Origin of the sequence: Bradyrhizobium sp. 31Argb (assembly GCF_043638955.1) — a bacterium.
In the GTDB taxonomy this organism is placed as follows: domain Bacteria; phylum Pseudomonadota; class Alphaproteobacteria; order Rhizobiales; family Xanthobacteraceae; genus Bradyrhizobium.
This window is the reverse complement of record NZ_JBEGDB010000241.1, coordinates 1-12347: the sequence shown is the minus strand read 5'-3', so window position 1 is coordinate 12347 and position 12347 is coordinate 1. Positions and strand designations below refer to the sequence as shown.

Below are 12347 nucleotides of genomic sequence, written 5' to 3'. Positions count from 1 at the left end.
TGCCTGGCGAGCAGACAGGCGAGCAGCCTGGCCGCGATCTGCATTTTGCGCGCCGTCGCGGCCATCGCAGGTCTCGCCAACGCCCTCATAGGCGACTTTCGCCGCCGCCTACAGCAAAATCCCGCGCCAAATCCCTTCAGCCTCCACTTGGCAACCTAGTTCCCGATTCTTGCTCAGTCTCGGAAGCGCAACCCGGGACGGCGGCATCAGCGTTGGCCAGTGGTCCCCGGGTTACGCTGACGCTCCACCCGGGCTACGGCGCTGCGCCACTGATTCGGCGTGCCCCCGTCATGCTGTTGCCCTCCGGCGCCGCATGATGGGCCTTTTTTACCTTTTTCCGTGGAATTTCAGTCTCGTTAACGGATGATTAACCATGGCTACCGATCATTAACCATTCGAAAAGGAGCTGAGTCGGCCGCGATGGACGCACCTGTGCAGTCAAACCGTCAACTGGTCCGCATGCGGGGCCGATCCTACGTTGCGTTCGTGTTTACCCCCGTTGTCCCGATCGTGGGCTGGCTCGGGGAAATCGACGCGACACTCGCCCGCTCGCCCGGATTTTTCGTCGGCAAGCCCGTGGTGCTTGACCTCTCGGCGCTGGACCTCAGCCAGAGCGCCATCCAGCATCTCGTCGCCAACCTCGAGCAGCGCAATATCCGCGTGCTCGGCATCGAGGGCGTCAGCCCCGACCATCTCACCAACAGCCTGCCGCCGCTGCTCACGGGCGGCCGGCCCTGCGGGCTCCCGCAGTCTGAGCCGCCAAAGCCGCAAGCCAAGGCAGCGAAGCCGAAACAGACATCGCTGCTGCTCGACCAGCCGGTGCGTTCCGGCCAGTCGATCGTGTTCGCCGATGGCGATGTCACCGTGCTGGGCTCGGTCGGCTCGGGCGCCGAAATCGTCGCCGGCGGTTCCATCCACGTCTATGGAACGCTGCGCGGCCGCGCGATGGCCGGCATCAACGGCAATTCATCGGCGCGGATCTTCTGCCAGAGGATCGAAGCCGAACTACTGGCCATCGATGGCTACTACCAGACCGCAGAGGACATCGGCGAAAGCCTGCGCAGCCGGCCGGCCCAGGCGTGGCTCGAAGACGATGCCCTCAAAATCACAGCGCTGAATTGATCGACCAAAGGAGGAGAGAAAATGGCCAAGGTTTTGGTCGTGACGTCTGGGAAGGGAGGCGTCGGCAAGACGACGTCCACGGCTGCGCTCGGTGCGGCTCTCGCGCAAGCCGGACAAAGCGTTGTCGTGATCGACTTCGATGTCGGCTTGCGCAACCTCGACCTCGTCATGGGCGCGGAACGGCGGGTCGTGTTCGACCTCATCAACGTGGTGCAGGGCGTCGCGAAACTCTCGCAGGCGCTGATCCGCGACAAGCGCCTGGAGAATCTGTGGCTGATTCCGGCATCGCAAACCCGCGACAAGGACGCGCTGACGGATGAGGGCGTGCGGCGGGTCATCAACGAGCTCAGGACCAAGTTCGACTGGATCCTCTGCGACAGCCCGGCGGGTATCGAACGCGGCGCGACGCTGGCGATGCGCTATGCGGACGAGGCGGTCATCGTCACCAATCCCGAAGTCTCCTCGGTGCGCGATTCCGACCGCATCATCGGCATGCTGGATTCGAAGACCGCGAAGGCGGAGCGGGGCGAGCGGGTCGAGAAGCACTTGCTCGTCACCCGGTACGACGCCTCGCGCGCCTCGCGCGGCGAGATGCTCTCGATCGACGACATCCTGGAAATCCTTGCGACGCCGCTGCTCGGGATCATCCCCGAGAGTCAGGACGTGCTGCGCGCATCCAATGTCGGTTGCCCGGTCACGCTGAACAGCACCACCAGCGCGCCGGCCCGCGCCTATATGGATGCGGTGCGCCGCCTGATGGGCGAGACGGTGCCGATGACGGTGCCGGTCGAACGCAAGGGACTGATGAACAGGCTATTACGACGGAGGGCGGCATGATGAATCTCCTGCGGCTTATCGGCGGCCGCTCTGGCTCCGCGCCTGTTGCGCGGGAACGGCTGCAGATCCTGCTCGCGCATGAACGCGGGGTTGGCGGCAGCGGCGCGCCCGAACTGTTGGAAATGCTGCGATCCGAAATCCTCGCCGTGGTTTCCAAGCATGTCGATCTCGATCCGGAGAAAGTCGTGGTCAAGATGGATCGGGGCAAGTTTGTCTCGATGCTCGAGGTCGATATCGAAGTGCCCAATGCTACGCAACGATCCAAGCTGGTGGCTGCGACATGACGGCGGACAGCGATAGCCATATTGCCTGGCAACGGGCGCAGGTCAGGAAGCAGCGCGCTGCGCTCAAGGAATTGGAGATCGCCCGGTTCGGGGGCGCCCCTATCCCGACCTTCAACCGGAAGACCGAGCAGGCGATCAGCGAGCTGAAGCGAAAGATCCTGGAAGCGGAGCGCTGCATCGCCGATTACGAGCGGCGAACCAAGCGGCCGCTGGCCACCGACGGGCGAAGCCTCGCCAGCGTAAGCTGGAGCAACTGGGACGCCAACGTCGGCGGTACCCCGCAGCGCCGCCGCGCCTGATACTTTCGTAGCCCGGGTGGAGCGGAACGCGCAACCCGGGTCATCTGTATCTACGTTTGCGAGCGGTCCCCGGGTTACGCGTTCGCTCCACCCGGGCTACGATTGCGTGCGGCGTGATGCCGCGAAAGCGCACACGCGTGTGTGAACTGCCTCCGAACCGCTATGACAGAGCCAAGGCTTTGTCGTAGGCTTCCGCTACTCTGACCTGAACGGCAGAGAAGATGCGCATGCGATCGAGGATCGTCATCGCATAGGCTCCGGAGGTCGCATGCGGCTCATCGTCGACGGCAGGACGCATGAGGTTGACGTCGAAGACGAGATGCCCCTGCTGTGGGTCTTGCGCGACGTGCTCGGCATCACCGGTCCCAAATATGGCTGCGGAATTGCGATGTGCGGGGCCTGCACAGTGCATGTCGGCGGCGAGCCGGTGCGTTCCTGCTCACTGCCGGTCGGCGATGTCAAAGCCGACGTCGTCACGATCGAAGGATTGGGCACACCGGCGGCGCTGCATGCGGTCCAAAAGGCGTGGGTCGAGCACCAGGTCGCGCAATGCGGCTACTGCCAGTCCGGCCAGATCATGTCGGCCGCCGCGCTGCTCCGCGCCAATGGCAATCCGAGCGACGACGACATTGATGAGGCGATGTCCGGCAATCTGTGCCGCTGCGGCACCTATCCGCGCATCCGCGCCGCGATCAAGACCGCGGCGCGTGAACTCAAGGGCCGCCCGACATGAGCAGGGCCGGCACCATCGCGCGGCGCACCTTCCTGATCGGCACTGCCGTGATCACGGGTGGCGTCGCGTTCGGCGTCTATGCCTATAAGCGCGAGCCGATCAATCCGCTGCTGAAGGAGCTTGGCGATGGGCAGGCGGCGCTGACGCCTTATGTGCGCATCGACCAGACCGGCGTCACCATCATCACGCCGCGCGCCGATCTCGGACAGGGTGTCGCGTCAGTGCTTGCGGCGCTGGTGGCCGAGGAGCTTGATATCGCCTGGAACGACATCAGGATCGATTTCGGGCCGCCGAGCAATGCTTACTATAATGGCATCGCCGCCGCCGAGGGCCTTCCCGTTCCGGCAACCGACACCAGCATCAAGGCGCGCTCTGCGCGCGTCGTGGGCGATGCGGTGAGCAAGTTCCTGGGGCTGCAGATCACCGGCGGGTCGTCGTCGGTTGCCGATGCCTATGAGAAGATGCGCATTGCGGGGGCGGCCGCCCGCGAAGTCCTGTTGCATGCGGCGGCGATGCGGACCGGAATTCCAAAGCACCAATTGAAGACCAGGGACGGCAGCGTGATCACGCCGCGCGGCGAGATGCTGAGTTACGCGTCGCTGGCAGCGGAAGCCGCCAAGATCGAGCCGCCGCGCAAGGTCCGGCTCAAGCCGGAGTCGGAGTGGCGCTATCTCGGCAAGCCGATGCAGCGCATCGACATCGTCGCGAAGTCGACCGGCACTGCGACCTACGGCATCGATATCAGGATGCCCGGCATGGTCTATGCGACGGTCCGCGCCAATCCCGGCATCGGCGGCGGCATCAAGGGATATGACGCGAGTGCGGCGGAGAAGGCGAGGGGAGTTATTGCGGTCGTGCCGATCACCGGCGGGGTCGGCGTGATCGCCGACAACACCTGGCGCGCCTTCAAGGCGGCGGAACTCATCAAATGCGATTGGGGACCGGCGCCCTATCCTCCATCCAGTGCGGCGATGTTCGAGACCGTCGCGGCCTCCTTCACCGGCGAGCGCCAGGACAGCCGGCTCAAGGATGAGGGCGATATCGAGGCCGCGCTGCAGGGCGATGGCGTGATCGAGGCCGAATACAAGGTGCCATATCTCGCGCATGCGCCGCTCGAGCCGATGAACGCCGTGGTCCAGCTCAAGGACGGACGGCTCGAAATCTGGACGGCCACGCAGATGCCGCTGTTCTTGGTGGCGGCGGCGGCCGAAGTCAGCGGGCTTGCGCCTGACAAGATCCACCTTCATTCATTGATGTCAGGCGGCAGCTTTGGCCGGCGCCTCGAGGATGACTATGTCCGCCAGGCGGTCGAGCTCGCAAAGGCGCATCCCGGATATCCGATCAAGATGACCTGGAGGCGCGAAGAGGACATGACCCACGACTTCCCGCGCCCGCTCGGCATGGCGCGCATGCGTGGCGCGGTCAGGGATGGGAAGGTCGAAGCCTACGACCTCAAGGTCGCCTGTCCGTCGGTGACAGCCTCTCAGATCGGCCGGCTGCACATGCCGACCTTCGGGCCGGATATCGCGATCGTGGCGGGCGCCTGGGACCAGCCGTTGCGGATTCCGCATTATCGCGTCACCGGCTATCGCGTGCCGGAGCTGGTGCCGGTGAGCTCCTGGCGCTCGGTTGGCGCGTCGGCAAACGGTTTCCTGCACAATGGCTTCCTCGATGAGTTGATCCACGCGGCGGGCGCCGATCCGCTGCAGGAACTGATCCGGCTGTGCTGGCACGAGCCGTCGCGCAGGGTGCTTGAAGCGGTGGGCGAGATGTCGAAATGGGGCAGCGATCTCGGCAAGAATCGCGGCCGCGGCATCGCGTTCACGCTGTCATTCGGCGTGCCGGTGGCCGAGGTCGTGGAAGTCTCGAACACGCCGCGCGGCATCCGGATCGACAATGTGTTCGTCGCCGCCGATGTCGGCAAGGTGCTCGATCCCCTGAACTTCGAGAACCAGGTTCAGGGCGCCGTGATCTGGGGATTGGGCCACGCCGTCAATTGCGAACTGACGTTCAAGGACGGCGTCGCCGAGCAGACGAACTTCGACGCCTACCAAGGCTTGCGCCTCAATCAGGCGCCGGCGATCGAAGTACGCGCCGTCGACAACGGCAGCCCGATCCGCGGCATCGGCGAGCCCCCGGTTCCTCCCGCCGCTCCCGCACTCGCCAACGCCATCTTCGCCGCCACCGGCAAGCGCATCCGCGAGTTGCCGTTGAACAAGCACATCGATTTCGTGTAGATGCCGCTCTCGTCATTCCGGGGCGCGACGAAGTCGCGAACTATGATGTGCAATTGCACATCAGAGAATCCATCGGGCCGCAGGCGCAGGTGGAGCAATGGATTCCGGGCTCGATGCTGGCGCATCGCCCCGGAATGACGCGACCTCATCCCGAGTAGCCGCGCCAGCGGCGTCTCGAGGGATGGGCCACAGGCGAGATCGGGGCCTCGGCTGCGCCCTGAGAGAGCGCGGCCCGCATGTTTGGCGCCATGGAATTAATCGGCCTTGGCCTTCTCTCGCATCGCCGCCTGCAGGGTCTTGATGTCTGCGGGCGAAAGTTGCGGGCGATCGACCTTGATCGTCAGCTTGTTGAGCTTGGCCGTCAGCGGGAACGGCGGCTTGTAGTCGGCATCGTTCACGCCGGTGAGCGTGTCGGAGCCGATGTCAAAGCTCTCGTCCCACTGCAGAATCATCGGCAGCGTCTTCGCCATCCGCTTCGTGGCGACCTCCTTGCCGTCGACTTTCAGCGTGCCGGTGCCGGGCTGTGCGAGACCGCTGAAGTTGTTGTACTCGAGCGTGGCGACGCCAATGCCGTCATACTTGAAGTCGAACTCGACCGTATGCCGGCCCGCCGATAGCGCATCGGGGCCTTCCCACTTGATGCGTTCGAGGTCGACCAGGTTCCACAAGAACACCGGCTTGCCCCGCAGCAAGTAGAAGCCATAGCCGGCGAAGCGCCCTCCCGAGGTCAGGATCATGCCCTCCGCGCCGCCCTGCGGCACGTCGATGTCGGCGGCGATCGTGTAGGACGCATTGAGCAGCAGCGGCGAATCTCCCTGCGGCAATCCCGTCATTGGTCGCGTGTACACGAACTCCGTGCGTCCAGCGGTGATGTTTGGTCGCGGCGCGATGATGCGCGCCGCGACCGATGCGTCGAGCGGGAAGACCTGGTGCTTCCTGGCCTCGGCGATGAACATCTCCTTCATCTCCTTGACCTTCTGCGGGTTCGTGGCCGCGATGTCGTCGGACTGGCTGAAGTCCTTGCTCAGGTCATAGAGCTGCAGCACCTGATTGTTCAGCGGATCGGGGTTGGCCGGGCCAAACGCCTTTCAGGGCGCGCGATTGACCTTGGTGCTCAGCATCCAGCCGTCGTGGTAGAGCGCCCACTGGCCCATCATCTCGAAGTACTGCGTCTGGTGCCGCGACGGCACCTTGGCGTTCGGTCCATCGAACGTGTAGGCAAAGCTCGTGCCCTCGATCGGCGCCTGCTTGATGCCGTCGACATAATCCGGGGCCTGAATGCCGGCGGCCTCGAGGATCGTCGGCACGACGTCGATGACGTGGACGAACTGCTCGCGCAAGGAACCCTTGTCCTTGATGCGCGCCGGCCACGACACGACCATATTCTGGTTGATGCCGCCGAGCCTGGATGCGTTCTGCTTGAACCAGTCGAACGGCGTGTCGAACGCCCACGACCAGCCGGCCGACATGTGGTTGTAGGTCTGGTCTGTGCCCCAGACGTCGTAGAACCTCATCTGCGCACCGACCGGCAGCTCGTTCAGGCCGTTGAAGAACGCGACCTCGTTGGGCGTGCCGAGCGGCCCGCCTTCCGCGCTGGTGCCGTTGTCGCCGTTGATGTAGATGACGAGCGTGTTATCGAGCTTTCCGAGGTCCTCGAAATGTTTGATCACGCGACCGATCTCGCTGTCGTTGTAGGCGGCGTAGGCGGCAAACACTTCGACCTGACGGATGAAGAGTTTCTTCTCCTCCGCCGTAAGCTGGTCCCACGGCTTTAGGATATTGCCGGGCCATGGCGCGAGCTTCGTGTCACTGGGGATCACGCCGAGCCGTTTCTGGTTCTCGAAGATGCGCTCGCGAAGCTTCTCGTAGCCGTCGTCGAATAGGTGCATCGCACCGATCTTGTCCACCCATTCCTTGGTCGGGTGGTGCGGCGCGTGCGTGGCGCCTGGCGCATATTTGATGAAGAGCGGTTTGGACGGATCGGTCTGATGCATGCGCGTCATCCAGTCGATGGCGTCGTCGGCCATCGCGGTGACGAGATTCCAGGTGCCCGGCGGCTTGCCCAGGAACGGGTAGATCTGCGTCGTATTGCGGAAGAGGTTTGGCTGCCACTGGTTCGCATCGCCGCCGACGAAGCCGTAGAAGTATTCGAAGCCCATGCCGGTTGGCCACTGATTGAACGGGCCGATCTGGCTCGCAGCGAACGCAGGCGTATTGTGGTCCTTGCCGAACCACGAAGTGGCGTAGCCGTTGTCGAGCAGGATCCGCCCGATCGTCGCCTTGTCCTTGCCGATGATGCTGTTGTAGCCGGGGAAGCCGGTCGACTGCTCAGAGATCACGCCGAAGCCGGCCGAGTGGTGGTTGCGCCCGGTGATCAGCGCCGCGCGGGTCGGCGAACACAGCGCGGTGGAGAAGACGCGATTGTAGCGCAGGCCCTCATTGGCGATGCGATCCATCGTCGGAGTCGGGATGACTCCCCCGAAGGTGCTCGGCACGCCGAAGCCTGCGTCATCCGTGATGATCAGCAGCACGTTGGGCGCGCCCTGCGGCGGGACGATGCGCGGCGCCCACCACGGCTTGGATTGCAAGGCGTCGTCCTTGATTACGCCGCCAAATGTCGGATCGGGCGGCGGGAGTTGCTTGCCGTCGATCGTGGTCGTGGCGCTGGGCGAACCCGCAGCGCCAGTCGTCTGCTGTGCCATCGCGGGCACAATCGTGAGCATGGTCAACGTAGCAGCGCAGGACAACAGCGCGGACATTTTCATGACCGATCCTCCCTACTGGGTCTCTGCCATGGGCCAAAAGTGCACACCAACCGCATGGAAGTAGGGGCCGGACCCCTTGGTGTTGACGTAGATCAACGGATGGGTCGTGGAGGTTCGGGCAAGCCGCGCGGCATCAGGATCCTAACGTTTATGTGATCGGGCCGTTTGGCAGTCCCTTGCCTTTGCAATCACTGTGCTTTCCGAGATCTGCGCGTCGCCGCTCCAGAATCTCGAAGGCTCGATGGAATAAGACGCGCCCGCACGCGTCACACCCGCACAACGCATCAAATATGGAGGCCAGAATGCGTAGGCCATCGTTTCACGGCGCCGTGACGGCGCTGTCAGGCATGCTTCCGAGACCAGGTCTAGGCACTGTGGTTCTTGGCGCGCGCCTTCTCATCGCGTTTGCTCTTCCGTCGCATGTGCTTGCGCAGGAAGCCCACCCGCCTGTCCCGCCGGCCGTTGCCGCCGACGAGGCTCCGTTCTGGAAAGAGAACGAGGCCGCGATGATCAAGATGATGAACGACATGGAGATCAAGCCGACCGGCGACGTCGACCGCGACTTTGTGGCGATGATGTCTCCTCATCATCAAGGCGCGATCGACATGGCGATCAGCGAACTGCGCTACGGCAAGAACGAACAGCTACGGCGTATCGCGCAGGAGATCATCGTCGATCAGATGCAGGAAATCGCAGCCATGAAGCTTGCGATCGGCCAGCCGGTGACGGATGCCGCGCCTGCCCCCACGCAACAGCAACCGGCTTCGACTGCGGTCGAACATCACCACTCAGGCATGTCGATGGACATGTCATCGGGAATGAAGAAGTAGGAGCTAACCATGACGATCTGGAAGAGCCTTCTCCTTGCAGGCACGATGCTTGCAACCAGTTCCGGCGCCTGGGCAGGACAAGCGCCCGGCGCGCTGTCCGCGCCTGACGTGCCGATCAGCCATCACGACCGCGTTTACGCAGCGGAGCAATTCTCGAATACGGTCTCGGTGACGGACCCTGTCGATAACAAGCTCCTCGGCGTCATCAGGTTGGGCGATCCACAACCCGTTAACTTCAGCCCGCTCTACAAGGGGCAGGTTCTCGTCCACGGGATGGGCTATTCGCCCGATCATCGGACCCTGGCGGTGGTCTCGATCGGATCGAACTCGGTGACCTTCATCGACACCGCGACCAATGCCGTCAAGCATGTGACCTATGTCGGCCGATCGCCGCATGAAGCATTCTTCACGCCCGATGGCCGGGAGGTCTGGGTCACCGTGCGGGGCGAGAACTATATCTCTGTGATCGATAGCAAGACGTTCGCAGAGAAGACCCGTATCACCACGCCCAGCGGTCCGGGCATGCAGATCTTCTCGCCCGACGGAAAATATGGCTACATCTGCTCGTCCTTCAACCCGGAGACAGACGTCGTCTCCGTTGCCGACCACAAGATCATCGCGAAGGTCAAGCAGGAGAGTCCGTTCTGCCCGAACATCGCCGCGACGCCGGACGGAAACCAGGTGTGGTTCACGCTCAAGGACACCGGCACGACGCAGGTGTTCAATGCCAGGCCGCCGTTCAATCTGATCAAGATGATCGACAGCGGCCCGATCACCAACCACGTTAACTTCGCCCACACGGCGAAGGGGACTTTCGCCTACGTTACGATCGGCGGCTTGAACCAGGTCAAGGTGTTCCGCACCGATGATTTTTCGGAGGTCGCGACCATCCCTGTCGGAAATCTTCCGCACGGTGTGTGGCCGTCGGGCGATGGCAGCCGGATCTATGTCGGGCTTGAGAATGCCGACGCGCTCGCAGCGATCGACACCGCGACCAATACGGTGATCGCCAACATCCCGATCGGACAAGCGCCTCAGGCCATCGCCTATGTTCCGAACGCTGCCCCGAATGCAGACGACCGCCAGAACCTGCAGGCGCTCGGTGTCGCGGGCCAGGCCGCGCACCTCTCGCTCGGACCGAAGGATGGGTCAAAGGACGAGAAACCTCCGACGAGCGTTTCACTGTTCGATCAGGGCCTGATCCAGGTGCTGCAGGCGTCGGTGACCGGTCTGACGCCGAAGCAAAAATACGTGCTTGCGCTGGCAGACCACGCTGACGGAAGCGGTTCTCTGCAACCGCTGGCGGCCTTCATGACCAATCCGGCCGGATCGGCCATCGTCAACGCTGTTGGGCCGATCCGGCAGATCGTCCAGGATCCGGCAAGTCCGGAACGGCGATATCTGGTCATTGCCCCCGGAGATGCGACGACATCAGGAGAGGCGGTACAGGTGCAAACGCGGTGATGGTAGAGTGAGGGCAAGCTAGAGCATGATCCGGGAAAAGTGGAAACCGGTTTTCCCTCGCGACAAACGCGAAGCGTTTGCGTGGGAAGATCATGCTCAAACAAAGAGATGAGATCATGATCCGATTGCGTCCAATCGGATCATGATCGAGGCGGAGTGCGCCATGGAAGACATGCTGAGGCAGGTCGAACCGTTGATACCCGCGCTCCGCCGCTATGCACGCGCACTGGTTCGCAACCGCGCGAATGCCGACGACCTGGTGCAGGATTGCCTGGAGCGTGCCGTCAGCCGCTGGTACCAGCGGCGCGACGGCGATGTCCGCGCCTGGCTCTTCACGATCCTGCATAACCTGGCGATCAATCAGTTTCGCCAGTCAGCGACGCGCGGCAGGCATGTCCCGATCGACAACACCAATGAGGATGATTTGGGCGAGGCCGCAGCGCAGGAACAAAAATTGATGTATCAGGACGTTCTGAACAAGCTCGCGAAACTTCCCGAAGACCAGCGTGCCGTACTGCTGCTTGTTGGCGTCGAAGACCTCTCCTATGCGGATGCCGCGAAGGTGCTCGATATTCCCGTGGGCACGGTGATGTCGCGGCTCTCTCGGGCGCGCGAAAGGCTGCGGCAGGAGATCGAAGGCACTGCGATCGATGCGCCAACCAACATTGTGTCAATACGGAGCGTGAAGAATGAGCCATCGACCGATCACGGAGGATGATCTCCACGCCTATGTGGACCGTGTCCTCGAACCGGAGCGGCAGGCAGAAGTCGCCGCTTATCTGGGTGATCATCCGGATGTCGCCAGACGCGTCGCCTCCTTCAGCGATCAGCGCGATCGGTTGCGCGCGGCGTTCGCGCCGATCGCCGAGGAACCCTTGCCGGCAGAGCTCAATCTGTCGCGCATCATCGAGCAGCGTTCGCGACGACCGTCGCCGGTTCGGTGGGCGATGGCGGCGATGCTGCTGTTGAGCATCGGTGGTCTCGGCGGCTGGTTCGTACGCGGCGCGCTGCAGGCGTCGCCGAGCGGACTGGTTGCGCTCGCGCAGGAGGCCGCCATCTCGTATAGCGTCTATGCACCGGATCGTGTCCGACCTGTCGAGGTTCGTGCGTCCGAGAGCGCTCAACTCGTGCAATGGCTCTCCGACCGGCTGCATCGGCCGGTGAAGGTGCCGGATCTGACCACGTCGGGCTACCGGCTGATGGGAGGGCGCCTTGTCGCCAGTTCGCACGGTCCCGCCGCAATGTTCATGTATGACGATGACCACGGCAGTCGGATCGTCGTGCTGACCCGACCGATGAGCAGCGCGGACCAGAACGCGCCAATGACGCCCCAATCGCAGGGCGGTGTTGGAGGCTTCGCCTGGGCTGACGACGGCGTTGGCTACAGTCTGATCGGCCCCGCCGCTCCGGAGTCCTTGAGGCCGATTGCAAATGAGGTTCGGAGACAGGCTCGTTCGATCTGAACGCGACGGTTGTTCTGCGCCGGAATGACAGCCCCGTCATTGCGAGCCAACGGGTCGCGCGAACGCGCGCCCGATGACGGGCTCCGCGAAGCAATCCATTCCTCCGCTTGCGGCGCTATGGATTGCTTCGCTCCGCTCGCAATGACGATGTGGATGCAGAGGGTGCGACATAACAACCCGTCGGGCAAATCAGCAAAAGTCTGTCCAGCCCTCGCGTAAAAAACATTCTGCTTTCACCGTCGGGCAAATCAGTGATTTAACTCCGCGCGTCTCAGCGCGAATGAGGGGCGGGTCGCGATCGTCACGAACGTTG

Annotated in this window: 10 protein-coding genes and 1 pseudogene; 10 read left to right on the top strand and 1 reads right to left on the bottom strand. The window is 63.3% G+C overall.

What is annotated here, in order from left to right; translation table 11 throughout:
- Window positions 1-420: 420 nt before the first annotated feature.
- The 6 genes from minC to AAFX91_RS32010 all read left to right on the top strand — a co-directional run bounded on the left by minC (window position 421) and on the right by AAFX91_RS32010 (window position 5512).
- On the top strand, window positions 421-1122 hold the full coding sequence (gene minC, locus AAFX91_RS32035; RefSeq protein ID WP_130578242.1) for a septum site-determining protein MinC: 702 nt from the start codon (window positions 421-423) through the stop codon (window positions 1120-1122).
- 21 nt (window positions 1123-1143) lie between these two features.
- Window positions 1144-1959 carry a septum site-determining protein MinD gene (gene minD / locus AAFX91_RS32030; protein WP_130578241.1) on the top strand — a complete coding sequence of 272 codons (816 nt, stop codon included), beginning with the start codon at window positions 1144-1146 and terminating at the stop codon, window positions 1957-1959.
- Complete coding sequence (gene minE / locus AAFX91_RS32025; RefSeq protein WP_130578266.1) at window positions 1959-2243, top strand: cell division topological specificity factor MinE; 285 nt, start codon at window positions 1959-1961, stop codon at window positions 2241-2243. The genes minD and minE overlap by 1 nt, the downstream gene beginning before the upstream one ends.
- Entirely contained in the window at window positions 2240-2542 is a 303-nt protein-coding gene (locus AAFX91_RS32020; RefSeq protein ID WP_130578240.1) for a hypothetical protein, read from the top strand. Before minE ends, AAFX91_RS32020 begins: the two co-directional genes overlap by 4 nt.
- A gap of 268 nt (window positions 2543-2810) precedes the next feature.
- Window positions 2811-3275, top strand: coding sequence for a (2Fe-2S)-binding protein (locus AAFX91_RS32015; RefSeq protein ID WP_394569258.1), 465 nt, complete (start codon window positions 2811-2813; stop codon window positions 3273-3275).
- The gene (locus AAFX91_RS32010; protein ID WP_394569257.1) at window positions 3272-5512 is read left to right on the top strand and encodes a molybdopterin cofactor-binding domain-containing protein; all 2241 of its coding nucleotides are present in this window, start codon (window positions 3272-3274) and stop codon (window positions 5510-5512) included. The genes AAFX91_RS32015 and AAFX91_RS32010 overlap by 4 nt, the downstream gene beginning before the upstream one ends.
- 254 nt (window positions 5513-5766) lie before the next feature.
- On the opposite strand, the pseudogene AAFX91_RS32005 reads toward AAFX91_RS32010, so the two are convergent.
- Window positions 5767-8277 (bottom strand): annotated as a pseudogene (locus AAFX91_RS32005) (arylsulfatase).
- A 302-nt stretch (window positions 8278-8579) separates the two neighbouring features.
- Between AAFX91_RS32005 and AAFX91_RS32000 the strand changes: the two are divergent.
- From AAFX91_RS32000 to AAFX91_RS31985, 4 genes are all read left to right on the top strand, one after another.
- Window positions 8580-9107 (top strand): DUF305 domain-containing protein, encoded by a 528-nt coding sequence (locus tag AAFX91_RS32000; RefSeq protein ID WP_282528323.1) that lies wholly within the window; start codon window positions 8580-8582, stop codon window positions 9105-9107.
- A gap of 9 nt (window positions 9108-9116) precedes the next feature.
- On the top strand, window positions 9117-10571 hold the full coding sequence (locus tag AAFX91_RS31995) for a YncE family protein (RefSeq protein WP_282528324.1): 1455 nt from the start codon (window positions 9117-9119) through the stop codon (window positions 10569-10571).
- Between the two features lie 163 nt (window positions 10572-10734).
- Window positions 10735-11289, top strand: coding sequence for an RNA polymerase sigma factor (locus tag AAFX91_RS31990; RefSeq protein WP_282528325.1), 555 nt, complete (start codon window positions 10735-10737; stop codon window positions 11287-11289).
- Complete coding sequence (locus tag AAFX91_RS31985) at window positions 11261-12034, top strand: anti-sigma factor family protein (RefSeq protein WP_394569256.1); 774 nt, start codon at window positions 11261-11263, stop codon at window positions 12032-12034. The genes AAFX91_RS31990 and AAFX91_RS31985 overlap by 29 nt, the downstream gene beginning before the upstream one ends.
- Window positions 12035-12347: the final 313 nt, after the last annotated feature.